The sequence below is a fragment of the Chloroflexota bacterium genome, assembly GCA_020850535.1.
Taxonomy (GTDB): domain Bacteria; phylum Chloroflexota; class UBA6077; order UBA6077; family JACCZL01; genus JADZEM01.
The window spans coordinates 78,282-103,128 of sequence record JADZEM010000135.1 but is presented as its reverse complement, the minus strand read 5'-3'; the positions used below and the strand labels follow the sequence as shown (position 1 = coordinate 103,128).

At 68.8% G+C, this 24,847-nt stretch carries 21 protein-coding genes; 11 read left to right on the top strand and 10 right to left on the bottom strand.

The features are described from left to right. Positions 1–9: 9 nt before the first annotated feature. Entirely contained in the window at positions 10–1,047 is a 1,038-nt protein-coding gene (locus IT306_20025) for a Gfo/Idh/MocA family oxidoreductase (protein MCC7370719.1), read from the bottom strand. Continuing rightward, entirely contained in the window at positions 1,031–1,888 is an 858-nt protein-coding gene (locus IT306_20020) for an IclR family transcriptional regulator (GenBank protein ID MCC7370718.1), read from the bottom strand. The genes IT306_20025 and IT306_20020 overlap by 17 nt, the downstream gene beginning before the upstream one ends. A gap of 273 nt (positions 1,889–2,161) precedes the next feature. On the opposite strand from IT306_20020, the gene IT306_20015 reads away from it, so the two are divergent. From IT306_20015 to IT306_20000, 4 genes are read left to right on the top strand one after another with little or no spacing between them, the layout of a single operon-like run. Beyond that, on the top strand, positions 2,162–3,931 hold the full coding sequence (locus IT306_20015) for an ABC transporter substrate-binding protein (GenBank protein ID MCC7370717.1): 1,770 nt from the start codon (positions 2,162–2,164) through the stop codon (positions 3,929–3,931). Between the two features lie 9 nt (positions 3,932–3,940). Then, a complete protein-coding gene (locus IT306_20010; protein ID MCC7370716.1) occupies positions 3,941–4,837 on the top strand; it encodes an ABC transporter permease in 897 nt (298 codons plus the stop codon). Between the two features lie 18 nt (positions 4,838–4,855). Continuing rightward, the gene (locus IT306_20005) at positions 4,856–5,806 is read left to right on the top strand and encodes an ABC transporter permease (protein MCC7370715.1); all 951 of its coding nucleotides are present in this window, start codon (positions 4,856–4,858) and stop codon (positions 5,804–5,806) included. Between the two features lie 41 nt (positions 5,807–5,847). Continuing rightward, complete coding sequence (locus tag IT306_20000; GenBank protein MCC7370714.1) at positions 5,848–6,888, top strand: PD40 domain-containing protein; 1,041 nt, start codon at positions 5,848–5,850, stop codon at positions 6,886–6,888. Positions 6,889–6,935: 47 nt separating this feature from the next. Here the strand turns inward: IT306_20000 and IT306_19995 are convergent, their stop codons facing one another. After that, positions 6,936–7,862, bottom strand: coding sequence for a class I SAM-dependent methyltransferase (locus IT306_19995; protein MCC7370713.1), 927 nt, complete (start codon positions 7,860–7,862; stop codon positions 6,936–6,938). Between the two features lie 250 nt (positions 7,863–8,112). After that, a complete protein-coding gene (locus IT306_19990) occupies positions 8,113–8,760 on the bottom strand; it encodes a RidA family protein (GenBank protein ID MCC7370712.1) in 648 nt (215 codons plus the stop codon). Positions 8,761–9,225: 465 nt separating this feature from the next. Between IT306_19990 and IT306_19985 the strand changes: the two genes are divergently transcribed. From IT306_19985 to IT306_19975, 3 genes are all read left to right on the top strand, one after another. Beyond that, complete coding sequence (locus IT306_19985; GenBank protein ID MCC7370711.1) at positions 9,226–10,197, top strand: mannonate dehydratase; 972 nt, start codon at positions 9,226–9,228, stop codon at positions 10,195–10,197. A 160-nt stretch (positions 10,198–10,357) separates the two neighbouring features. Then, complete coding sequence (locus IT306_19980; protein MCC7370710.1) at positions 10,358–11,326, top strand: LLM class flavin-dependent oxidoreductase; 969 nt, start codon at positions 10,358–10,360, stop codon at positions 11,324–11,326. 95 nt (positions 11,327–11,421) lie between these two features. After that, positions 11,422–12,852, top strand: coding sequence for a beta-lactamase family protein (locus tag IT306_19975; protein MCC7370709.1), 1,431 nt, complete (start codon positions 11,422–11,424; stop codon positions 12,850–12,852). 79 nt (positions 12,853–12,931) lie between these two features. Here IT306_19975 and pucL read toward each other — a convergent pair whose 3' ends face one another. Further along, positions 12,932–13,894, bottom strand: a complete 963-nt coding sequence (gene pucL / locus IT306_19970) for a urate oxidase (GenBank protein MCC7370708.1) — start codon at positions 13,892–13,894, stop codon at positions 12,932–12,934. A gap of 229 nt (positions 13,895–14,123) precedes the next feature. On the opposite strand from pucL, the gene IT306_19965 reads away from it, so the two are divergent. Further along, on the top strand, positions 14,124–15,059 hold the full coding sequence (locus tag IT306_19965; GenBank protein ID MCC7370707.1) for a nucleoside hydrolase: 936 nt from the start codon (positions 14,124–14,126) through the stop codon (positions 15,057–15,059). A 629-nt stretch (positions 15,060–15,688) separates the two neighbouring features. Here the strand turns inward: IT306_19965 and IT306_19960 are convergent. The 5 genes from IT306_19960 to IT306_19940 all read right to left on the bottom strand — a co-directional run bounded on the left by IT306_19960 (position 15,689) and on the right by IT306_19940 (position 20,934). Beyond that, positions 15,689–16,486, bottom strand: a complete 798-nt coding sequence (locus IT306_19960) for an inositol monophosphatase (GenBank protein ID MCC7370706.1) — start codon at positions 16,484–16,486, stop codon at positions 15,689–15,691. A 111-nt stretch (positions 16,487–16,597) separates the two neighbouring features. Then, positions 16,598–17,050: a 4Fe-4S binding protein gene (locus IT306_19955; GenBank protein ID MCC7370705.1), complete on the bottom strand. Its 453-nt coding sequence runs from the start codon at positions 17,048–17,050 to the stop codon at positions 16,598–16,600. Between the two features lie 86 nt (positions 17,051–17,136). Next, the gene (locus tag IT306_19950; protein ID MCC7370704.1) at positions 17,137–18,579 is read right to left on the bottom strand and encodes an amidase; all 1,443 of its coding nucleotides are present in this window, start codon (positions 18,577–18,579) and stop codon (positions 17,137–17,139) included. A 151-nt stretch (positions 18,580–18,730) separates the two neighbouring features. After that, positions 18,731–20,005 (bottom strand): Gfo/Idh/MocA family oxidoreductase, encoded by a 1,275-nt coding sequence (locus IT306_19945; protein MCC7370703.1) that lies wholly within the window; start codon positions 20,003–20,005, stop codon positions 18,731–18,733. Positions 20,006–20,133: 128 nt separating this feature from the next. Then, positions 20,134–20,934, bottom strand: coding sequence for an IclR family transcriptional regulator (locus IT306_19940; GenBank protein ID MCC7370702.1), 801 nt, complete (start codon positions 20,932–20,934; stop codon positions 20,134–20,136). Positions 20,935–21,523: 589 nt separating this feature from the next. On the opposite strand from IT306_19940, the gene IT306_19935 reads away from it, so the two are divergent. From IT306_19935 to IT306_19925, 3 genes are read left to right on the top strand one after another with little or no spacing between them, the layout of a single operon-like run. Next, the gene (locus IT306_19935; protein ID MCC7370701.1) at positions 21,524–23,014 is read left to right on the top strand and encodes an extracellular solute-binding protein; all 1,491 of its coding nucleotides are present in this window, start codon (positions 21,524–21,526) and stop codon (positions 23,012–23,014) included. A 3-nt stretch (positions 23,015–23,017) separates the two neighbouring features. Next, positions 23,018–23,923 (top strand): sugar ABC transporter permease, encoded by a 906-nt coding sequence (locus IT306_19930; protein MCC7370700.1) that lies wholly within the window; start codon positions 23,018–23,020, stop codon positions 23,921–23,923. After that, complete coding sequence (locus IT306_19925; protein MCC7370699.1) at positions 23,923–24,834, top strand: carbohydrate ABC transporter permease; 912 nt, start codon at positions 23,923–23,925, stop codon at positions 24,832–24,834. Before IT306_19930 ends, IT306_19925 begins: the two co-directional genes overlap by 1 nt. The last annotated feature ends 13 nt before the right edge of the window (positions 24,835–24,847 follow it).

Genomic DNA, 24,847 nt, shown 5'->3' with positions numbered 1-24,847 from the left:
CTCCCGCGTTCAGGCCAGCACGACCTCCCGGCCCGTCCGCGCCGACTCGTAGATTGCCAGTACCACTTCCAGCGATGCCCGGCCCTCCTCGCCGCTCACGGCCGGCGGCCGGCCGTCCCGGATCGCCTCGATCATGTCCGCGATCTGTGCGTTGTGGCCGATGGTCTCCAGGTTGCCAGCGCCCGGCAGCAGCCGCTGCTCCTCGGCCTCGACCTCGGCTGGCCAGCCCTCAGCGCCCGGCACACTCCAACTGGCGATCCGGTAGCTCGACAACTGCACCGAGCCCTTCGTGCCGTGGAACTCCAGCCGGTCCGGCAGGCGCGGCTCGACGGAGGTCGTCGCCTGCATCACCCCCATCGCGCCGTTGGTGAAGCGGGCCACCGCTGCCGTCGTGTCGTCGGCCTCGATGTCGCGCCGCAGGTGATCGGCGTACCCGAAGATCCGCGCCACCGGCCCGGCGATCCACCGCACCAGGTCGACGCCGTGGATGCCCTGGTTGATCAGCGCCGCGCCGCCCTCCTGCTCCCAGGTGCCGCGCCAGCCAGAATCGTCGTAGTACTCCTGCGAGCGGTAGCTCTTGTAGTACATGTCCGCCACCAGCAGCTCGCCGAGCAGCCCCTCCTCCATCGCCCGCTTCGTCGCCTTGAGGGCCGGGATGAAGCGGCGATTGAAGATCGCAGCGACCTGCACCTTGTGCTCGCGGGCCACCTTGAGCAGCCGGTCGGCCCGCTCCAGGCTCAGCTCCAGCGGCTTCTCGATGACGAGATGCTTGCCGGCCGCCGCCACCCGCTCGGCCACCTCCAGGTGCAGGCGCGTCGGCAGGCAGACCGAGACGATCTGCACATCCTTCCGCTCCAGGATGGCGTCCACGTCCGTGACCGGGATCGCCCCGAACTGCTCGGCCAGCGCCTCGGCCCGGTCCGCCCGCTGGTCGCAGACGGCCACCAGCTGGCCGCCCGGCGTCCTGGCGGCGGCAGCGGCATGGCGCGGCCCCACCAGCCCCGCCCCAATCACGGCATACCCAATCGTCTCAGTCGTGCTCGGCACGTGTCACTCCCAGTATCGTCGTCTCTGGAACCATCGGTTGACAGACCCCCGCCGCTGCCGCCGGCCGCTGCCGCTGCGCCCCAAGCGCCTCGGACAGCTCCCGGGCGATCTCCTGCACCTGCGGCAGCCAGGCGTCTGCGCGTTCGCGGGTCAGGCGGCTCGTCGGGCCGGAGATGCTCAGCGCCGCCACGACCCGCTGGGTGCCGTCCCGGACCGGGACCGCGATGCAGTGCGCCCCTTCCTCAAACTCGCCGTCGTCGTGGGCGTGGCCCCGCCGGCGGATCTTCGCCAGCTCGGCCAGCAGCCCCTCACGAGTGGTCAGCGTCGTCGGCGTGTAGGCCCGCAGCTCCAAGCGGCCCAGGATCGCGTCCAGGCGGACCGGTTCGAGGTGCGCCAGCAGCACCTTGCCGGTCCCGGTGGCGTACAGCGGCGCGCGATTCCCGACCTCCGTGAACATCCTGATCGTGCGGGGCGGGGCAGCATGTACCAGGTAAACCGCCTGGGAGCCGTCCAGGGCCGCCAGGTTGGCGCTCTCGCCCGTGAGCTGCGCCAGCCGGCGAAGAAACGGCTCTGCCCGCGACGGCAGATCGTCCCGCGCCAGGATGCGCCGCGCAAGCTCGAGGGCGTTCGGGCCAACCGTGTAGCGGCGCGTCGCCGGGTTCTGGCGCGCGTACCCCCGCTCCACCAGCGACCCGAGCAGGCGGTGGACCGTGCCGACCGGCAGCGCGCAGGCCTCGCCCAGGTCGCGCAGGCCAAGCTCGCGCTCCGCGCTCACAAGACGCTCGAACAGGTCCAGCGCCCGGCCAACCGACTGCACCCCCTCGCGCAACCTCCGCGCCATTGAGGCCCTTCCAGGCACCACAGGGGTGCAAAGAGCGTCCAGCGTTCCGCCATGCGGAACAACTTGATCCACATCATAGAGCAAAGGTACCATTCCCGCGCCACCGGTGTGGCGGCGGCGTTGCCATTCTCTCCACGGGATGACAGCGCTGTCAACATCCAGTCGGCGTCGCGCGCTCGCCCTGTTGAGCGCCGCGGCATGCGGGACTCGGGCGGGGCCTTGAGCGACGGGTGGCTCAGTGCTCCGCACCACTGAAGGGTGAGGGGAAGAACCATGCAGGTTCGCAGAACGTCCCGGCGGACTTTCCTGTCCTTTGTCGTGATGTCGGGCAGCGCCGCGCTGCTCGCGGCGTGTGGACAGCAGCAGGCCGCGCCGCCGGCCGCCAGCAATCAGGGCGCGGGCGCGGCCTCGAAGCCGGCGCCGGCCGCCACGACCGCGCCAGCAGCGCCAGCGGCCACCACTGCGCCGGCGGCCGGGGCGGCCAGCAACCCGCCGGCTGCGCCCGCCGCGGCGGCTACGACCGCTCCCGCCGCTTCCAAGCCGGCCGCCGCTGCTGCCCCGGCCGGCTCCCCGAAGCGCGGCGGCGCGCTGGTGATGGGGCATCAGAACCCCACCCAGACCTTCGATCCGCACCGCTCTACGGGCACCCCGCCATCGCAGAACCTGATCTACAACACCCTGGTGCGCTGGACGATCCAGCCGGACGGCACCATGAAGGCCGAGCCGGAGCTCGCGACCGAGTGGAAGCTCGAAGGCAGCACGGCCACCTTCAAGCTGCGCCAGGGCGTCAAGTTCCACGACGGCACCGACTGGAACGCCGAGGTCGCCAAGTTCAACCTCGAGCGCATGAACGACAGCAAGTCCCAGGCGCGCGCCTTCGTCACCGGCATCACCTCCACCGAGGTGGTGGACCCGTACACCCTCAAGCTCAACCTGACCGGGCCGCAGGGCTCGCTGTTGAGCAACCTCTCGCAGGCGGCGGATGGCCGCCCCTTCATGATCTCGAAGGCGATGGCCGAGAAGGCTGGCGACAACTACGGCACCTCGCCCGAGACCACCGCCGGCACCGGCCCGATGAAGCTCACCGAGTGGGTCTCCGGCAGCCACAGCGTCTACACCAAGACCGGCTCATACTACGACAAGGGCGCTGACGGGCAGCCGCTCCCTTACTTCGAGTCGTTCCGGGCCCGCTTCATCTCCGACGACTCGGTCCGCCTCACCGAGCTGCGCTCCAGCAACGTCCACCTGATCGACAACGTCCAGGCCAAGGACATCCCCGTTGCGCGGCAGGACGCCAACCTGGAAGTCGTCGAGAACAAGTACCAGAAGAACCAGTACCAGTTCACCTTCAGCGCCAAGAGCGGCCCGTTCGCCAAGGAGCAGCTCCGCAAGGCCGTCCACTACGCCATCGACCGCGAGGCGGCGGCCAAGGTGCTCGGGCAGGGCGTTGGCGAGGCCCAGTACTGGTTCCTGACCCCGGGCTACCTCGGCTACGACGAGAAGCTGCCGAAGTTCTCCTTCGATCAGGCCAAGGCGAAGCAGCTGGTGGCCGAAGCCGGCTTCAAGGACGGCGTGGATGTCGGCCTGCTGATCATCAACCGGCCCGTCGATCAGCAGCTGGCCCAGATGGTCAAGCAGATGCTCGGCGACGTCGGCATCCGCGCGAACATCGAGGTGCTGGAGCGGCTGGCGTTCCTCGCCAAGACCCAGACCCTCGAATTCGACATGAACCTCTACCAGACCAGCGTCCGCCCGGACCCGGACAGCATCCTGGCCGGCCGCTTCCAGACCGGCGAGGGCAAGAACACCGGCGGCATGTCCGACCCGACGATGGACGACCTCCTCGCCAAGGGCCGCAGCTCGTTCGACGACAAGGTGCGCGCCCAGGCCTACGCCGAGGTCCAGAAGCGGATCTACGAGACCGGCTGGTACGGCACCATCTGGATGAAGCAGTGGTTCGATGCCCGGACCAAGAAGCTCCAGGGCATCGCGCCGACCCAGGAGCCCGGCTTCGATCTGCGCGCCGCGTGGCTGGAAGCCTAGCCCGACCTGATGCAGGCCACAACCGCATTCAAGGGCGCTGCGCCGCTGCCGACCGTGCGTCGGCAGCGGCGGGCGGCCACCCTCATCTTTCTCCTGCGGCAGCGGCTGGCGGTCCCGGCGACCGCCGTGCTGCTCGTCGTCGTCTTCTGCGCGATGTTCGCCAACGTCATCGCGCCGTACGACCCCGAGCGCCAGGACTACGCCCACGTCATGGAGGGGCCGTCGCGGGCGCACCTGCTCGGCACCGACGACATCGGGCGCGACGTGCTGAGCCGCATCATCTACGGCTCGCGGACCTCCGTCAGCGTCGGGCTGGTGGCCGTCGCCATCTCGATCGCGTTCGGGGTGGGCCTGGGCCTCGTCGCAGCCTACCTGCGCGGCTGGGTTGACGACATCATCATGCGGATCATGGACGCCCTGGCGGCGTTCCCGGCCCTGGTGCTGGCGCTCGGGATCACGGCGGCGCTCAAGCCGGGCCTGCTCAACGTGATGGTCGCCATCGGTATCATCTTCATGCCGCAGTTTGCCCGGCTGGCGCGCGGCGAGGCCCTCTCGGTCCGCGAGCTGGAGTACGTAACGGCCGCCAGGGTGATCGGCGCTGGCGCGGCCCGCACGATCTTCTGGCACATCTGGCCGAACATCACCGCGCCGATCATCGTGCAGGCCTCGTTGCGGGTGGCTGCCGCCATCGTCACCGAGGCGAGCCTCAGCTTCCTGGGCGCGGGCGTCCCGCCGCCAACGGCCAGCTGGGGTGGGATGCTGCGGTCGAGCTACCAGTTCACCGAGACCGCGCCCTGGCTGGCGCTCTTCCCAGGCGCGGCGATCTTCCTGACCGTCCTGGCGACCAACCTGTTCGGCGACGCCTTGCGGGCGGCGCTCGATCCGCGCATGCGCGGTCGGGTCTAGGAAGGAGGGCCGGACTCGATGCTTCGCTACGTGACCGTGCGCATCGTCCAGATGATTCCCGTCCTCTTCCTGGTCAGCCTCGCCTCGTTCGCGCTGACCTACGTGCTGCCCGGCGACCCTGCCCTCGCCATCATCGGCGAGCAGAACGCCCGCGACCCGATCCTCTACGCCCAGCTACGCCAGGACATGGGGCTGGACCGCCCGTTGCTGGTCCAGTACTTCGACTGGGCCGGCCGCCTGCTGCGCGGCGACCTCGGCATCTCCACGTCCACGCGGCAGCCGGTCAGCACGCTGCTCGGGCAGCGCCTCTGGCCCACGCTCCAGCTTGGCACTCTGGGGATGGCGCTGTCGCTGGTCATCGCCATCCCCATCGGGATCATGTCGGCCACGCGCCCCGGCTCCAAACTGGACCTGATCGGTACGGTGGCGTCGATGGTCGCCACCTGCATCCCGCACTTCTGGCTCGGGCTGCTGTTGATCCTGCTGTTCGGGCTGTACCTGCGCTGGCTGCCGCCGTCCGGGTACATCTCGCCGTCGGAAGACCTGCTCGGGAACCTCCGGCTCATGATCATGCCGACGCTCGTCGTCAGCGGCGGGACGGCCGCCGTGATGATGCGGCAGGTCCGCTCGTCGATGCTGGAGATCCTCGGGCGCGAGTACATCACGACAGCCCGCGCAAAGGGTCTCAAGTCGTCCGGGGTGGTGATCGGGCACGCCCTCAAGAACGCGCTGATCCCCGTGCTCACGGTGATCGGCTTGCAGCTGGGCGTGCTGATCGGCGGCGCGGTGGTGACCGAGAGCGTCTTCTCGATCCCCGGGATCGGCAGGCTCGCGGCGGACAGCATCTTCAACCGCGATTTCCCGGTGCTGCAGGCCATCGTGCTGGTCATGGCGTTTGCCGTCCTGCTCGCCAACCTGTTCACCGACATCGCCTACGCCTGGCTCGACCCGCGCATTCGCTACCAGTAGCCCCCAGAACCCGGCACCCATGTATTGAAGAGAGGCTTTCCATGCCGAACGCCCGCTATGACGGTCCGCACGTCCTCGACAACCCGCCGCCGTTTCACCAGAAGCTCCTGGACTACGGCGAGCGCCCGTACTGGTCTCCGGACGGCAAGCGCATCACCTTCATCGAGACCAACTACGGCGAGGCCTGCGAGCTTGACCTGGAGACGCGCACCGTCCGCAACCTGACGAAGGGGCTGGGCGATCATCACAGCTTCCTGCGCGTCCTGTTCATGTACGACGGCAGCTACATCCTGATCGGCCCGAAGGCGTTCAAGGACCGGCACACCAGCCGGCGCGTCGAGTCCGAGATGTGGTGGATGGACCGCGAGGCCAGCCGCCCGCCGGTCCCCCTCGGGCGGACCTTCTTCGAGGGCATGGGCGTCTCGTGGATCGCGCCGCGCATCACCTACGCCGTCAACGACCTGCAGGAGCCGTCCCTCGGGGAGGGTGTCTCAGAGTGCTACGTCTCCGAGGTCGACACCAGCGACGAGCGCCAGCCGCGCCTGGTCAATACCCGGCGCATCTATCGTGTCGAGGATGGCCGCCGGCCCGAGCCGCAGGACTTCCGCCACGACGACCGCGAGGTGCTGCTGGCCGAGTACTCCGCGGAGTCCACCCGCAAGACGCCCCGCTGGAAGTGCACCGTCAAGGGTGTGGACGTCGCCACGCAGGCCGTCCGCTACTACGTCAACGAGCGCGGCGTGCACAACGAGTGCGAGGGCGTCTTCCCGGGCGGGGAGTCCATGTGCCTGGAATCTGGCGTGGACTCCGACGCCGACAACCCGCTGCCCATCGACCTCTGGAAGCTGGCCCTGGACGGCTCCGGCCGCCGCGCCCGCATGACCCGCATGTGCGATCGCAAGCCCTGGCGCGCCACCAACTCCAACGTCAGCCCTGACGGCCGCTGGCTGGCGTTCATGACCAACATCCAGGGCGACGAGGCTGGCTACGGCCGAGGTCTGGGCCTGCTGGACCTCGCGGCCTGGGAGGCGTCACCCGAGGGGCAGCGCTGGGAGACGGCGCCCGTCCTCGACGAGGATTGACGGCCCCATTCCCACCGGCAGGGGCGGAGGCAGGGGCGCGGCCTCCGCTACCGCAGACCCACCACCGCCGCCTCGTCAAAGGCTCGCCAGCCCACGGCTGCGTCGGCAAAGCCGGCCCGCCGGAGCGCCCGCACGTGCGCCTCGGCCGAGAGCCGTGGCCCGGCCCCGTGCATGCGCTCGCGGAGCGTCTCGCGCTCCGCCACCGCCTCGGCCAGGGCCGGGTTCTCCCCGATGGCCTCCCAGAAGCCGTCAGCCGGCGGCGAGCGGCGCCGCCGGATCTCGTTGAAGCGCGTCGAGAGCGGCGCATCCGGTCGGCCGGCCGCCAGTCCCTCGGCGTTGACCAGGATGCCGCCCGCGCGGATCAGGCCCGCCAGCGACGTGTAGATGCCGCCAAGCTCGCGACTGCTGAAGTGGTGGAGCGTCGCCAGGGAGACGACGGCGTCGAACGGCCCATCAGCCGCCAGTTGCTCCGGCCAGCCATCCGCGCGCAGATCGACCTGTCGCCACGCCAGCCGACCGCCGCCGTCGCCCAGCACGCCCCGCCCGATGGCCATCAGGACCGGGTCCAGGTCGAGCGCCACGACCGTCGCCTGCGGGAAGCGTTCGAGGATCGGGCCGGCGAGGCTGCCCGTCCCCGCCCCGATGTCCAGGACGCGCAGCGGGCCGTCTGGCAGCAGTTCGGCCAGCAGGTCGAGGATCGCCGCGATGCAGGCCGACCGCCGCGCGAAGAACGCCTGCATGCGCCCTTCCCAGATGGCAGCCCAGCCCGCCCAATCGTCGCTGGCCGGCCAGACCCTCGGCTCGGCCGTCCGGCTGGCCTCCGCGCCACCGTTATCGTGCCCGCCACCGTGTCCCTGCCCGTGCCCATGGCCGCCGCCGCGCCTGTGTCCGCCACCGCGCCGACCCGTCTGCCGGCCCGGCTGCCCGCCTGCCGCCACGTCCCGCCCTGCCGCCATGTCCCGCCCTGCCGCCATCCGCGCTCCACCCCTACAGACTGAGACCCGAGATCGAGATCAGGCGTGGTTGTACCATCCTGCGTCGTCAATGCATCCTGCCTGGAGGCTCGCTGCGCCGTGAGATGCGGTCGATCGCGTAGGCGAGCGCAAGGAAGCCGGCCCCTCTGCCTGCCTCGGTGATGGGCATCAGGAGTTCGTGGCTCGGTGAGCACGTAGAACTCACGCAGCCCTCTGCTGCCCTCTACTGACCATCGCGAAGCCTGTTGGGCTACAGGCGGAACTCCCGGCGGATGGCGCGGACATCCACCTCAAATTCCAGCCCCACGATCGGCGGCGGGCCGTAGTACCAGTGAAGGCCGTGGACGGCGTTCGGCCCCAGTGACGCCATGATCTCCGCGTCGAGGAACGCGTGGATGTCGTGGTGTGTGTAGATACTGAGCGCCGTCACGTCCGACCAGCCCACTTCGAGCGCGGTGAGGCCGCTGTCCATCGACCGCATGGCGCTCGCCGCCTTCTCGCGCAGGGCGTCGGGGGTCGTCTCGCCGGGGCGCACATCGGCCTTCTCAGGGGCAGCCGAGACAAAGAAGCTCGGCGCTGTTACGTCGGACAGAGCGACATACGAGAAGCCATACAGCGAGATCTCAGCGGGTGGGCTGCCGAGCGGTGCAACGTTGCTCCGAGCGATGGGGACTTGCCCATCCACGAGGACGCCCCATTCACCGAGCAATGCGATGTAGTCGGCATTGAACGAGACGAATTCGTCCATCGTCAGCGGCCTGGGTACTCGAATCTCAACGGCGCAGAGCGCCGTGCGCGGTCTCCCGACGGCTTCCAGGTAGCGCGCGGCGGCGGCGAAGCCCATGAGATACGGCAGCGGGACCTGGAATGTCGTGCGGACAAGCTCGTAGCCCGCCATCGCGCGCACACCACTGGAGAAGGGGGCGGCGCCCGTGATCCTCGGGGCTCTGGCGATAGGCAAGAACTGATAGTTGCCGGTCGGATGATCCGTGAGTGGCATGGTGGAGTCTTTCTTTTCGTTCCCTGTTCTCATCGTGGGGAGCCTTTCCGGCTCTGCCCACTCAGCGGGGAGGGTTGTTACGCGCTCAGCACCGGGATCACAATGGAGCATGTAGCTCAATATTCCCCCGGCCCACGACCTGATCAACCCCTCTACAAAGAGCTCGTCGCACAGGATACCGTCGGTGCCGTTTGCGCCGGGCGTCGTTGGCGTTGCACTACCAGAAGAAGGTGGCGCATGCTGTCAACAGTCAGGTTTGTCGGAGGGCGGGGGGGATCCGGCCCGCGCCGCGCGCTATCCTTCCCCGTCAACCGTCCTGGCCGGGCACTGCCGCCGGCTCGGCCGGCCACGAAGGAGGGGACTGTGCCGGACACCATGCGGATCGCCATCGGCCTCCCGCGCGACGTTACCGACGAGCACCTGATCTACGCCAAGCAGCTCGGCTGCGATGGCGTCGTGCTGGCCACGCCCGAACGGCTCCCAGGAGACACGCTCTGGGAGTACGATGACCTCGTCAAGCTCCGCGAGTGGGTCGAGAGCTACGGCCTCAAGATCGAGTCGATCCAGAACACGCCGCACGAGTTCTGGATGAAGGTCCGCCTCGGCGAGACCGGCCGCGAAGAGCAGCTTGAGAACTACTGCCAGACCATCCGCAACATCGGCAAGGCCGGCATCCCCGTCCTCGGCTACAACTTCCGCCCGCACCCGCTCTACCGCACCGGCCACCGCCAGGGTCGCGGCGGCGCGGTCATGACCGAGTACCGCCGCGCCGACCTCAAGCCAGAGCTGACCTTCGGCCGCGAGATCTCCGCTGACGAGATGTGGGAAGCCCACCAGTACTTCGTCAGCAAGGCCGTCCCCGCCGCCGAAGAGGCCGGCATCCGCCTCGCCTTGCACCCCGACGATCCCAACGACGGCCCCATCGGCGGCGTCGCACGGATCTTCTCCAGCTTCGAGGGCTTCGAGCGTGCTTCCCAGGCCATCAAGAGCCCGGCCTGGGGCCTCCTGCTCTGCATCGGCTGCTGGACCGAGATGGGCGGCACCGCCAACGTCCTGCGCGGCATCCAGCACTTCGGGCCGCAGAACCGCATCGTCTACGTCCACTTCCGAGACATCGCCGGCACCGCCAGCGACTTCTCCGAGTGCTTCGTCGGGACCGGCGACCTGGACGTGACCGCTGCGATGGTTGCGCTGAAGAAGTCCGGGTTCAGCGGCGCGATCATCGACGACCACGCCCCCGCGATGATCGGCGATTCCGGCTGGAACTTCCGTGCACGCGGCTACCAGACCGGCTACATCCAGGGACTGCTGCGCGCCATCAACGACCTCACGTAGAGCATTTCCACGACCCACGACCCACGACCCACGACCCACGACCCACGACCCACGACCCACGACCCACGACCCACCATCGACGGGTCTGCTACGATGCCGCCGGCCTGTCGGGCGTCCGTCGAGTGGGCGCGGCGCGGCTCGGAGAGGAGTGGGGACACCAATGGCGAACGGGAACACGCGGGGCGGGCGGGGCCGCTTGCAGATCGGCCTCATGATGCGGAGCGGCGATCATCTCGTGCCGGGCGCCGGGCGGATCGTGCCCTGGACCGAGCTGCGGGAGATCGCCGTCGCGGCCGAAGAGGCGGGCGTGGATACGCTCTTCGCGCCAGACCACCTGATCTTCCGCAAGTACGGCAGCTTCGACAACATCCCGGCCGGCGAGGAGCGCGGCTGCTGGGAAGTCTGGACCGTCCTCAGCGCCATCGCCAGCATCACCAGCCGCGTGACGCTCGGGCCGTTCGTCGCCTGCACCAGCTTCCGCGAGCCCGCCCTGCTCGCCAAGATGGCCGACACCCTGGACGAGGTCAGCGGCGGCCGGCTGCTGCTCGGGCTGGGGGCCGGCTACCACCAGCCCGAGTACTCGGCGTTCGGCTTCCCGTTCGATCGCCTGGCTGGCCGCTTCGAGGAGGCGTTGCAGATCATCCTGCCGCTGCTCAAGGGTGAGCGCGTCACCTTCCACGGCACCTACTATCAGGTCGAAGACTCGGTGCTGCACCCGCACGGCCCGCGTCCGGCCGGCCCGCCGATCTGGATCGGTGCGAAGCAGCCCCGCATGCTGCGGCTCGTGGCGAAGTACGCCGACGCCTACAACGTCGTCGGCGGGAACAGCCCCGAGGCGTTCGCGGAGCAGCTTGCCGCGCTCGACACCGCTTGCGCCGAGGTCGGGCGCGACCCGGCCTCGCTTCAGAAGACCATCGCCTGCTTCGTGGCGTTCCCCGGCTCGGACGAGTGCCCGGGCGGCATCCATGCCAACGCGCTGGTCGGCACGCCCGACGAGGCAGCCCGGCGCTTCAAGGCGTTCTACGACGCCGGCGTGGATCACATCACCCTGTTCGCCAGCCCGTGGGGACTGAAGGCCGTGGCCGCGCTCGGCCAGACGATCCGCATCCTACGCGACATGGGCATCTGACGAGTCATCAGTCTTCAGTGGTCAGGCGGCCCTCACCCCCCAGCCCAGTGGGCCATATCCGAGTTGCGCGCCCGACGACAAAGGAGCATCCACCGATGACCGCATCCTCCTGGCAGCCGTTGCTCGCCGACATCCTCCGACGGCAGGCCGCCGATCTCGTCGTCGAGCACGGGCTGCCGGGGGCGGTTGTCGGCGTCGTGGCCGGCCGCGAGCCTGACGCCGCCCTGGCCTGGAGCTACGCCTTCGGGCCGCAGGGCGGCCCGGCCGGTCCGAACCAGCACGGCCACACCATCGGCCCGGACACCCTGTTCCGCGTCGCCTCGATCACCAAGACGTTCACGGCAACGGCCATCGTCCAGTTGCGTGACGCCGGCAAGCTCCACCTCGACGATCCGCTCGTCAAGCACGTGCCGGAGTTCGCCGCCGTCGAGAACCCGTTCGGCCCCATCGAGGAGGTGACCCTTCGACGGCTGGCGTCGCACTCCTCGGGCCTGATGGGCGAGCCGCCGCTCGATCACTGGATCTCGCTCCGCTTCCCCACCCGTGACGAGTGGCTGGCCGTGCTGCCCCAGGTCAAGGTGGCGATTCAGCCCGGCTCGGCGTTCAAGTACTCCAACCTGGCGTACACGCTGCTCGGCGAGGTGATCGAGCGCGTCTCGGGCGAGTCCTATCCCGCCTACATGCAGCGCATGGTCTTCGAGCCGCTCGGCCTCGCCTCCACGGGCTACGAGCTGACCGACGCCCTGGCCGGGCGCGCTGCCACCGGCCACCTGCCGCACCCCTACGCCGACGAAGCCGCCATCGCGCCGCCCTCGCCGCTGAACGGCATGGCGGCGGCCGGGCAGCTCTGGACGACGGTCCGCGATCTCAGCCGCTGGGTCTCGGCCCATTTTCGAGTAGACGTGCAGGAGGCGGGCGGCGTCCAACTGCTGGCCGGCCGCTCGCTGGCCGAGATGCAGCGGGCCGTCTACGTCGAGCCGAGCTGGGCCGGCGGCTACGGCTTCGGCTGGCGCATCGTGCGGCACGGCGAGCGGATCTACCACGGGCACGGCGGCAGCGTCCCCGGCTACCGCTCGCAGATCCTCTTCGACGCCTCGCTGAAGGTCGGGCTGGTGTTCCTGATCGACGGCGTCGGGGCTGCCGACGCGATCGCCGGCGAGCTGATGGACACGCTGACGGCGGGCGTGGCCGCTGCCGAGCGGACGCGCCCCGTCGGGCCGCTGCCGGCCACGCCGGCCGACTACCGCCGCTTCCTGGGGCTGTACCGCATGCGGCACATCGGGGACATCCTGTTGCGCGTCGAGTACCGCGACGGCCAGCTCCTGCTCAAGGAGGGCGCGTCGATCTTCCCCACGCCGCCCATCGCCCTCGAACCGACCGCTGACCCGCTGGCCTTCATGGTGCGTGGTGGCCGCTACGCCGGCGAGCTGCTGACGTTCAGCCTCGCCGCCGACGGCGGCGCGAGCGGCTTCCGCGCCTCCGGCTTCAGCTTCGTGCGCCTCACCGACCCCGACCGCAACCCGTAGGGCTTCGTCTTCGAAGAGACACGAACTCCCCCTCACCCCGCGCGGGGTGAGGGGGAGGCCGATTCGCTGGCAGCAGGGGCTACGAGCGCTTCAGCGTCAGGTGAAGGCTGCCGTACGGCGGGTGCGGATCGCAGTACGACTTGATCTTGTCGTTCTCCTGCGACACGACCACCGTGTCCCAGAGCCGGTTCTGCCCGTCGAACCAGACCTCCGAGAGCCGCGGGAAGCGCGCCAGCATCCGCTGCCCCATCTCGTGCATCAGGTGCTGGATCGACATGCTCACGAACTCGTGGAAGACGGTGGCGAGCAGGTCGCGCACCTGCTCGGCGGCCACGTAGCGGCTGTGGTCCGACGACACGGCGTCGGCGGCGTCCGCGTACTTCCAGAAGGCGTCGAGGTAGATGTAGAGCGGCCGATCCTTGACCGACGGCAGCGTGGTGTACTGGTCGCGCACGAAGTCTGCGAACGCGCTGCCCGTCACTTTGATCAGGTGCAGCCCCTCGCGGCCCCCCTGGTGCGCCACGATGCGGGGCGTCGTGCTGGCGCCATCCCGGACGACCTCCAGCATGGCCGAGCCGTAGTCCGCGCGCTGCTCGCCGAAGAGGGCGCCGCTCGGACCAAAGCCCCCCTCCTGCGCCACGATGGCGGCCGGGAACGGCAGCTCCCTGCCCAGCAGACGCAGGCTCGTGACGTGGTCCCAGGTCTCGAAGAAGCGGCGGCCCAGGAACAGCAGGTACTCCTCCAGGGTCGAGCCATCGAACTCGACGGCCACCTGGTGGATGAAGTTCTTCATGGTGTCCGTGGCCACCACCATCGAGTTGTCGCCCACGGTGTAGGCCGGCGCGAGCGACTGATCCAGCACCTGGACTTCCGCGTCATAGGCGAACAGCGTGTTGGACCGCCCCACGAACGCCGACTCAGGGATCGGGGTCAGGCCAGTCAGTGGGCGGGCGTAGGTGCGATAGAACGAGACGTTCGCCTTGCCGTACTTGATGAACGCGATGGAGCCGGGCAGCTCCGTCGATCCAGACGCGTCGCTCATAGCTTCACGATCCTCGCTTGTGGGGCAGGCCGCCCCGGACGTCGGGCCACCCGAAGACGCCGTTGTCACGATGCGCGCGCCGTGCGCGGCCCGATGATGGCAGATCGGCGGCAGACGGCGCACCGGCGCGGCGGGATCGAGGGTCGTGGGTTGTCCTGAAGGCTGTCCCGTTGAGCGACAGCCCCGGTGAGGCATACTCAGCCAGTTTGCAGCCGGATGGAGGGCGACGATGCCTACGCCGATCATCATCGATTGCGACCCTGGCCATGACGACGTCGTGGCGATCCTGCTGGCGGCTCGCGCACCCGAGCTCAAGCTGCTGGCGATCACCTGTGTGGCCGGCAACCAGACGCTTGACAAGACCTCGCTGAACGCCCGCCGGGCGCTGACCGTCGGCAAGATCCACGGCGTGCCGGTCGCTGCCGGGATGGCAACCCCACTGGTCCGCCCGCTGGTCACCGCCCCCTACGCGCACGGCGAGAGCGGCCTCGACGGCTACGATTTCGGCCCGCCGACCGTCGATCTGGTGTCCGAGCACGGCGTTGACCTGCTGATCCGTACTGTCAGGGAGTCGCCGGAGCCGGTCACGCTGGTGCCCGTCGGCCCGATGACCAACGTCGCGATGGCGTTCCTGCGTGCTCCCGAGATCAAGCAGAATATCAGCCGCATCGTGCTGATGGGCGGCTCGGCCCACCTGGGAAACGTCACGCCGGCCGCCGAGTTCAACCTGTACGTCGATCCCGAGGCCGCATCTGTCGTGTTCGAGTCCGGCGTGCCGGTCACCATGGTCGGGCTGGATGTGACCTACCAGGCCCGCATCATGACCGCCGACCGCGAGCGGATCCGTGCGCTCGGCTCGACCGTCAGTACGATGGTCGCGGATCTGCTGACCTGGTTCGCCATCGGGTCTGAGCGGCGCTTTGGCTGGGAAGGCGTGCCCGTCCACGACGCGCTGGCCGTGGCGGCAGTGATCCGCCCGGACCTGCTCCAGACCAGGCACGTCAACGTGGTGATGGAGCTGGGCGGCACGTACACGGCCGGCCGCACCGTCTGCGACATCTGGGGGATGACCGACCGGACGCCGAATGCCGACGTGGCGCTCGGGGTCAATCGCGAGGCGTTCGTCGAGCTGCTGATCGAAGGGCTGTCGCGCTACCCCGACTGAGCCACAGGCGAAACGCCCGCTCACCCCTGCCCGCCTCTCCTGTGGACCGGGCGGGGGACAAGCCCCGCGCTACAGTGCTGCGCTTCTTGAGATGGTCCCGTAGGCGCAGGCTGTGGGCGGGCAGGTTCGGGCAGTGACACGCCGTCATCTCATGCAATGCGCGCGCGAAGCCATGTCATGCTGAGTGCAGCGAAGGACCTCACCCGCTGACCGTCAAGCTCGTGTCATCCGCCGACCGTCATCGTGCGCCCCACCCGCTGACCGTCACCGACCGTTGCCGTGTCATCCTGACTGCAGCGACGAGGCGCCGGCCGAGACGCCGCCGCCCACGCCCGTCACCGACCGTTGCCGTGTCATCCTGAATGCAGCGACGAGGCGCCGGCCGAGACGCCGCCACCCACGCCCGTCACCGACCGTTGCCGTGTCATCCTGAATGCAGCGAGCCTGCGAGCGCAATGAAGGATCTCACCCGCTGACCGTCAACCCCGCGTCAGCGCGTGAGGTCCTTCGCTACGCTCAGGATGACAATTGGAACTCGCAGCGTTGCATCCCTGCTGTCGGTTCATGGCGCGCGACAGGCTGCATCCTTCCACGCTCCACGCTCCACGCTCCACGCCCCACGCCCCAGACTATGCCTCGCGGCTGGCTTCCGTGACCGTCGCAAGGATCTGCCCGTGCAGGGCCGGGTTCGCCACCAGGATGCTGCCCGAGTCCACCCGGAACGGGTTGCCCTTGACGTCGGTGATCGCGGCGCCGGCCTCGATGGCGATCAGCGCGCCGGCCGCGACGTCCCAGGCGTTGACGACGTTCTCCCAGTAGCCGTCGAAGCGGCCGGCCGCCACCCAGCAGCAGTCCAGCGCCGCCGACCCGACGCGCCGCACGGCCTGCACCTGCATGCTGACGGCCGAGAACTGGCGCAGCGCTATCGGCATCAGGGCGCGGTCGTACGGGAAGCCGGTCCCGAGCAGCGCCCGCAGCATCGTGTCGGTCTTCGAGACGCGGATCGGCTGGCCGTTGACCGTCGCGCCGCCGCCGGCCGTGGCCTGGAACAGCTCGTCCTGAGACGGATCGTAGACGGCCCCGGCCGCCAGCGTGCCGTCGCGCTCGTACCCGACCGACACCGAGAAGACCCGCAGCCCGTGGGCGAAGTTGGTGGTGCCGTCCAGCGGATCGACGATCCAGCGGTGGCGCGGGTCGTCGCCGCCCACGGAGCCTTCCTCGGCCAGGATCTGGTGGGTCGGGAAGCGCTCCTGGAGCAGCGCGACGATGGCGTGCTCGGCCCGCACGTCGACCTCGGTCACGAGGTCGGTCGCACCCTTGAAGCGGACGGACTGGACCCGCCCGTACGAGTCGCGGAGGATCTGGCCGCCGGCGCGCGCGGCCTCGGCGGCCACCTCGGCGATCTGCGAGAGGGAGGGATCAGACATCACGGCAGGCCCTTCCAGGAGTCAGGAGAAACGCACAGACGGCACATGAGAAAGGCCCGCCGGGTTTCGGCGGGCCCTCGCAGCAACCGTGCGCCTGAACGGAATCGTGAGCTACTTGTTGAAGCGCGCCGAGGCGGCTGCCTTGACGTTCTCCGGGGCCATCAGCACGATCGCGCCCTTGTCGCACGAGGCCTCGCAGAGGTAGCACGAGACGCACGCCTTCGGGTTGGTCAGTTTCGCCACCGAGGCCCACGGCTGGCCGTTCACGTCCTCCAGACTGAGGCAGTCGAACGGGCAGATGTCGATGCAGTACTTGCAGCCCGAGCAGATCTCTTCGGTGACTTCCGGCTTCGGCCACTCGGTGCGGCGGATCTTCACCGCGAGATCGCCGTAGGTGTCGAGGATGGCATCGTAGGGGCAGGCCCGGCCACAGGCGCCACAGTCGATGCAGATCTTCGGGTCGATGAAGTAGAAGGCCTTCTTGACGCCCGTGATGGCCGTGACGGGGCACACCAGCTCGCAGGCGCTACAGCCAACACACTTGTCAGTGATGAAAAATGCCACGGCGAGAGCACCTCGTCGTCAATACACTGGAAAAACGCAAGCGGGGACGTGTTCGAGTATACCACCATCCTGCTGTGGCGTCCCCGTCAGCCGTGGACCAGTGGCGGGCGTTTCTGATGGTGCGGATGCGCGTCCTCGTAGGCGGCGGCTGCGCGGAGCACGTCGGCCTCGCGCCGCCAGCGTCCGACAAGCTGCACCCCGACCGGCAGCCCCGCGTCGGTGAACCCGCACGGCAGCACCAGGGCCGGCAGCCCGGTGATGCTGATCGCGTAGGTCGTCAGCGACGATTCGAGCGGATCGGCGAACTGGTGACCGTCGATGCTGGTGAGCCGGTCGATCTCCTTCGGGAAGGCGGCTGTCTGGGTGGCCGGCAGGATCAGCAGTTGATACGGCTCGAAGAAGGCGCGCACCCGCTCCCAGAGGGCGGAGCGGCGGGCCTCGGCCCGGCCGATGTCGAGCGCGCCGAGCCGCTCGGCCCGCCCGGCGAACTGCTTGAGAAACGGGTTCTCGACCTCGTCCAGGCGAGCCAGCTCTTTCTGGTGGACGGCCCCCGTCCGCATCGCGCGGAGCGGCCCGACGATCTCCAGGGCGTCGTGCAGATCGGGGCTGGCCTGCTCGACCTCGCAGCCGAGGTCGGCGAACTGGCGGGCCGTTCTCTCGATCAGCCGGCGGACGGCGGGATCGACCCGCAGCAGGCCGCCGAGATCGGGCGTCCAGGCGACCCGCCAGCCTTTGATGCCGTCCGGCCCGGCCTCGCAGGCCTGGGCGAGCGGTGCGCCCGGCTCCGAGATCGAGATCGGGACGCGGTCGTCTGGCCCAGCCATGACGGAGAGCATCAGGGCGGCGTCGCGGACGGTGCGGGCCATCGGGCCGTGGACACTGAAAGGGTCGTAGACCCACGGTGAGGGGTACGCGGGGATGCGGCCGGCGCTGACGCGGAACCCGACGACGTTGCAGTAGGAGGCCGGGTTCCGGAGCGAGCCGCCGTGATCGCTGCCCTCGGCCAGCGCGCACATGCCGGTCGCCAGGGCCACCGCCGAGCCGCCGCTGGAGCCGCCAGGGTTAAGCGCGAGGTTCCAGGGGTTGAGGGTGTGACCGAAGACGGGGTTGTGGGTGTTGCTGCCGGCCGCGAACTCGGGGGTGTTGGTCTTGCCGATGATGATGCCGCCGGCCCCCTTGAGCCGCGTGACCAGCAGGGCATCCTGGTCGGGGACGTTGTGTTCGTACAGCTTCGAGCCGTAGGTGGTGCGGATGCCGGCCGTCTCGGTCATGTCCTTGAGGCCGATGGGCAGCCCGTGGAGCGGCCCGAAGTCGTCGCCGCGCAGGACGGCGGCTTCGGCCTCGTCAGCCTGGATCAGGGCCTGCTCGTAGGTGGGCGTGACGACGGCGTTGACGGCAGGATTGTGCGCCTGATACTGATCGTAGGCGGCCTGGACGGCCTCGCGCGGGGAGATCTCGCGGCGGCGGATGCGGGCGGCCAGCTCGACGGCCGGCAGCAAGGCGATCTCAGTCGACGACGTGGGCGGCATCGGCGGGCACCTCCCGGTGATCGGCAGTATGCACCGGGCGGGAAGCACAAGGTTGGCCCCTCACCCCCCTCTCCCGCGCCCGGCCGCCCCGCGTGATAGTTGGGGTGAGGCGGCCCGCCGGCGAATCAGGCGGGCCGCTGCTCCGCTTGCCTCAGGCCGAGGCCGGCGTCGCCACCAGCCCGAGCAGGGCGTCGACCTCGTTCAGGTAGTCGCAGACGCGCCCGCTGACCAGGTCGTCCAGGCTGACGGGGCCGCCGCGCCGCCCGGACTCGATGGGGGCGTAGGCCAGCGCCACGTCGGCGCGGGCCTCCTCGCCGGTGACCTCCGGCTGCGCGCCCGTCAGCGAGCACGTGCCCAGCTCGTAGTACTCCAGGGCCAGGATGCGGCTGTCGGTGTCGTTGAAGTCGAAGCTGTAGGTCCAGACCCGCTCGCCGCCGAACAGCTCGGCCGCCAGCGGCTCCAGCTGGTAGCTCGGCGCGTACTCCAGGATCTGCTCGTCGGCGATGACCGTGCCATCGTCCAGGTGCAGCTTGACCGGGCGGCCGTTGCGGTCGCCGGGGCACTCCAGGGAACCGGTCGCACCGTAGACGTGCCGCGCCTGGTTGCGGAGACCGTGGCCGGCGTGATCCTGGATCCACTGCCCGGACGCGCCGCTCTCGAAGCCGACGTAGGCGTACATGGCGTCCTGGCCGGTCGGCTCGATGGTGTCCGGGTAGTTGGCGGACCAGCGACCGTAGAAGCCGCCAGGGCCGGTCGAGCCGGTGTTGCGGCGGGTCTTCTCGTGCTGCTGCGAGACGCCGAAGACGGTCTTGAACTCGCCCATGTAGTAGCGGAGGATGTCGGCGTTGTGGACGCCCACGTCCAGGGTGATCGACCCGGTGTGCTTCATGTGCCGCCACGGGGTGATCAGGATGTTGTCGCGCCCGCCGATGCTGGTCTCGATCATCAGGCGCGGCGTGCCGATGGCCCCGTCCGTCAGCAGCGCCTTGATCAGCCGGTTGATCGGATCGCGGCGGAAGTTCTCGGCCACCGAGAGCACTCGGCCGGCCTTCCTGGCGGCGTCGATGATCAGATTCGCGCCGCGCATCGTCACGGCGATGGGCTTCTCGCACTGGACGTTCAGCCCCAGCTCCAGGGCGGCCGTCGCCACCTTATGATGGGACTGCGCGTCCGTCGTGACGCTGGCGGCCCCGAGGTCTGGGATCTCGCGGACCATCGTCTCCATATCGTTGAAGACGCGCGGGCGCGTGCCCAGCAGCTCCTGTGCCTCGTCGGCCAGGTACTGGGCGTTCTCGTCGTTCAGGTCGCAGACGGCGACAAGCTCCAGGTTCGCCATCGACGACTTCGAGAGCCGGGTGATGCCGCGCAGGTGCCGGCGGCCCATCCCGCCACACCCGATCAGGGCCAGCTTGACGCGTTCTGTCATCGATATCCTCCCTGGCGGCCATCCGTGGCCGCGCTCCGCTGTTCTGTACCGGCGGTGAAGGGCTCACCAGCAGTGAGGGTGAGCCTTCCCCGGGCTGCAATCACGATCCTGCTGGTTGAGGGCGGGGGCTACCGCTCCTGGTAGCCAAGGCGGCGCGACAGCTCGCGGGCCGCCGCCAGGACTGCCTCGGCCAACTCCTGGAGGCGGATGTCATTCACCCGCATGGCCGGCGCGAGCAGGCTGACGCCCCCGGCCAGCCGCCCATCCAGATTGAAGACGGGCGCGGCGGCGCACCGCACGTCCTCCAGGTTCTCCTCGTCGTCCAGGGCGTACCCGCACTGTGTCACTTCCCACAACTGCGCCTTGAAGCGGTGCGGATCGGTGATCGTCTTCGGCGTGCGGGCCGGCATGCCCCGCGCCAGGATCCGGTCGACCTCTGGCAGCGGCAAGTAGGCGAGCATCGCCTTGCCGGCCGCCGAGCAGTAGGCCGGCCGCCGCGCCCCGATGTAGGTGCGGAGGGCGATGGGGTGCTCGGCCTCGATGCGGTCCACCGTGACGACCTCCCCCTGGTCGAGCATCACCAGGTGGACGGTCTCATGGGTCTCCGCGCTGAGCGTCTCCAGCACCGGCATGCCGACGTCGCGAAACGAGAGGCCGGCCATCGTCGAGGAGGCCAGCCCGAGCACCTTGAGGCCCACCCGGTAGCGGTCGCTGTTGGCGATCTGCTCGGCGTAGCCGCGCCGGGCGAGCGTCTGCAGAAAGCGGTGGACGGTGGTGCGATGCAGCCCCAGGCGGCGGCCAAGCTCGGCGGTCGTCGCGCCCTGCCGCCCGATGTCGGCCAGCCCTTCGAGGACAGTCAGCCCCTTGTCAAAGGTGCGGAGCGGCGCTTCGTCGAGATCGGCGGCGGAGGCGCGCGGCGAAGAGGTCATGCATGGTCCTGGCACGAAATACGGCGGCGGGCGGCCGATGCAACGCCCGAACACGGGCGCCCACTGGCGCGATTTGGTGCGGATACTGCACAGGCACGGTAGCATCCGCACCGGAAGCCCGTCAACCTGCCCGATAGTTGGACACGGCGTGCACCCCGCTGCCCCGAGATGCGTGCGGGATGCTGGCGAGCCTCGCCTCGTAGGGGCCGCCCTCCCCGCGGCTCGGCCCCCTGTGAGCACGTCACCCCAAGAGAGGGGGCGCTGATTCGTATCAGCACGGACATTCGTTGCGCGAAAGCCTCCGCCACTCGCCTTGACGCCTGCCTGTGCGGATGTTACCGTGTCCGTGCAGCATCCGCACGCCGAGGCGCTGTGCGTGAGGGCCATCGGGCCACGACGGGGAGGCCGTAGACGCCGCCGGAGAGGCCTGGCGGCGTGCGGGCAAAAGGTTTTGGCTGCTGGTGCGTCCGCGCACACGATCTGCGGTGCGCGTCTGCGTCTGCGCACAGCAGTTGGGTGGTTCCTGGGTCGTACCGGGGCATCCGCTCACGTCGTTGGGGCGGATGCCGATCTCCAGGGAAGGGGAATCGTGATGGGTCAAGGGATGGATCAGCGGGAACAGCCACGGACATGGTCGCGCCGGACACTCTTGAAGCTCGGGGCTGGCGGAGCCGGCGCGCTGGTGCTGGCCGCCTGTGGGCAGTCCGCCTCCGCGCCGGCCAGCGGCCCGGCGCCCAGCAAGCCGGCCGAGTCGAAGCCGGCCGAGACCAAGCCGGCCGAGACCAAGCCGGCCGGTGCGGCCCCCGCTGCGCCGGCCGCCGCCCAGGCTGCCAAGCCGGCCGCCGGGGCCTTGACCTCGGACAACATCACCCTGACGTTCATGCACCATGTCGCGGGGGACAAGGAGCAGGCCGCGTACGATCAGATCTACGAGGCCTGGAACAAGAAGTACGCCAACATCAAGATGGAGTCGATGGTCGTCGCGGACCAGGACCGGCTGCCGAAGGCCCAGGCGATGGTCGCGGCGGACCAGGCCCCGGACATGTGGCGGCACGGCAGCAACACGATCCGGCTCTGGGCCTATCAGGGGCATCTGCTGGACCTGACGGACATGCTGCCGGCCGACTACGGCAAGAACTTCCTGCCGGCCCTGGCGGCCTACTGCCAGTTCAAGGGGCGGTTCTTCGGCCTGCCGCACACCACCGACACCTCGGCCCTGTTCTACCGGGTGGACGCCCTCGACGCCATCGGCGTGAAGCCGCCCACCGAGCTGAAGGACTCCTGGACGTTCCAGCAGTTCGGGGAGATCAACGAGAAGCTGTTGGCCGCCAAGCAGCAGCAGTACGCCTTCACCCACAACCAGGGCTACAGCGGGCGCTGGATGCCGAGCTTCCTCTACAGCACGGGCGGCAAGCTGGTGAACGACGACTTCACCAAGATTGCGATCAACAACCCGGAGGGCATCGCCGCCCTCAAGTTCCTGAAGGACTGGACCGAGAAGAAGTGGGCGCCGCCGGCGATCTGGACCACCAAGGTGCCGAACGAGGAGTGCGACCAGTTCATCCGGGGCACCGCCTCGATGGCGATCCTCGGCCAGTGGAACATCAACTACCTGGACTCGAACATCAAGGACAAGTTCAAGTGGGGGGTGACGTTCATCCCCAAGGACAAGACCCAGACGACCTCGCTGGGCGGCACGCCGATTGTGGCCTGGAAGAAGACGAAGTATCCGAAAGAGGCGGCGGCGTTCTTCGAGTTCTTCACGTCGGTGGAGATGCTCAAGCTGTTTGACGAGACGGCGAACTTCATGCCGGTCCGCTCGGACATGATGGCCGGCCAGCAGATGAAGTTCCAGGTCCGTGACGACCTGATGCAGACGTTCCACAAGCAGATCCAGACGATGCCGCCGGCCTACGCCGGCTACGTGGCGCGGTCCTACTCGGCGGGCGTCACCCCGATCGTCCTCGAAGAGACCTCGAAGATGATGCTGGAGAACCAGTCGCCGGAGGACACGGCGAAGCGGCTGGAGGAGCGCGGCAACCAGTACATCCAGGAGAACCCGGACGTCGAGTCGAGGTAACCGATGGCGACCCAGAGCATGGCGCTGCCGCGCGCGCGACGTCGCGTGCGGCAGCGCGACATCGTGCCCTACCTGTTCATCCTCCCGAACCTGCTGCTGTTCATGGTGTTCGTCTTCGGCCCGATGCTCTTCTCCTTCGGGATGAGCTTCACGCGCTGGGACGGCCTGGGCACGCCCGAGCCCAACGGCGTCCGCAACTACCTGAACCTGCTGCGCGACGACCTGTTCATGACCTCGGTGCGGAACACGGTGGTCTACAGCCTGGGGACGGTGCTGCCGTTGCTGGCGTTTTCGCTTGGGCTGGCGCTGGTGCTGGACTCGCCGTTGCGGGGGCGCACGTTCTTCCGCGCGATGATCTACCTGCCGGTCGTGATCTCCTGGGTGGCCGGCGCGCTGGTCTGGCGGCTGATGTTCATCCACCCGGACGGGATCATCAACTCGTTCCTGACCGACTTCGGGCTGCCGGCTCAGCTCTGGACGAGCGATCCGGTCCTGGCGCTGCCGGCCATCGTCTTCATGTCGCTCTGGAAGAACCTCGGCTTCTACACCGTGATCTTCCTGGCCGGCCTCCAGACGATCCCGATCACGGTGTACGAGGCCGGCAAGATCGACGGCGCGAATCGCTGGCAGCTGTTCTGGTCGATCACGCTGCCGCTGCTGCGCCCGACGACCCTCTTCGCGCTGGTGATCGGCATCATCGGCTCGTTCGAGGTGTTCGTGCCGGTCTACCTGATGACGAACGGTGGCCCCGGCTACTCCTCGATGGTCATGGTGATGGCGATCTACCGCGCCGCGTTCCAGCAGTACCAGATGGGGTACGCCTCGGCGATGGCGGTGATCCTGTTCCTGGCGATCTTCGCGATCTCCTGGCTGCAGTTCAAGTTCTTCGGGCGTGAGGTGGAGTACTGATGGCTGCCGATCAGACCTCCGCCACGACGCTCGACGCCGAGCTGCCGCGTGACGCTCGCGCCTACGACACCCCTGGCAAGAGCGTGGCCGCCGCCAGTGCGCTCCAGACCGCCGCGCTGTACGCCATCCTGGTCGTCGTCGCGATCCTGATGTTCTTCCCGTTCATCTGGATGATCGCGACGGCGCTCCGGCCGCAGGGGTACGAGTCCGATCTCTCGGTCATCCCGCGTCCGTACCTGGCGTTCGAGAACTTTTACCGCGCCTGGACCTACCCTCGGACGCAGTTCGCGCAGTACACCATCAACAGCTTCGTCATCGCGACGGTCTCGACGCTCCTGGCCGTGGTGCTGAACGGGCTGGCCGGCTTCGCCTTTGCCAAGTACGAGTTCCGTGGCAAGACGGTGCTGTTCTACGCGGTGCTGGCGACCATGATGGTGCCGTTCCAGATCACGATGATCCCGATCTACGTGACCATCGCCAAGCTCGGGCTGATCAACAGCTACTGGGGGGTGATCCTGCCGAGCACGGCCAGCGCGTTCGGGATCTTCCTGATCCGCCAGTTCATGCAGAGCATCCCGGATGAGCTGCTGGATGCCGCGCGGATCGACGGCGCCTCCGAGCTGGGCATCTTCGTGCGGATCGTGGTGCCGCTCTCGGGGCCGGCGCTGGCGGTCCTGGCGATCTTCACGTTCATGTGGCGGTGGAACGACTACCTGCTGCCGCTGCTGGTGATGAACCGTCAGGCGATGTACACCCTCCCGATCGGCGTCACCAACTTCATCAGCGAGTACCGGGCCGAGTGGAGTCTGGTGATGGCGGCGTCGCTGATCTCGATTGTGCCGACGGTGGCGCTGTTCCTGTTCTTCCAGCGGTACTTCGTACGCGGCATTGCGATGACCGGCATGAAGTAGCCGGTCTGAAGGG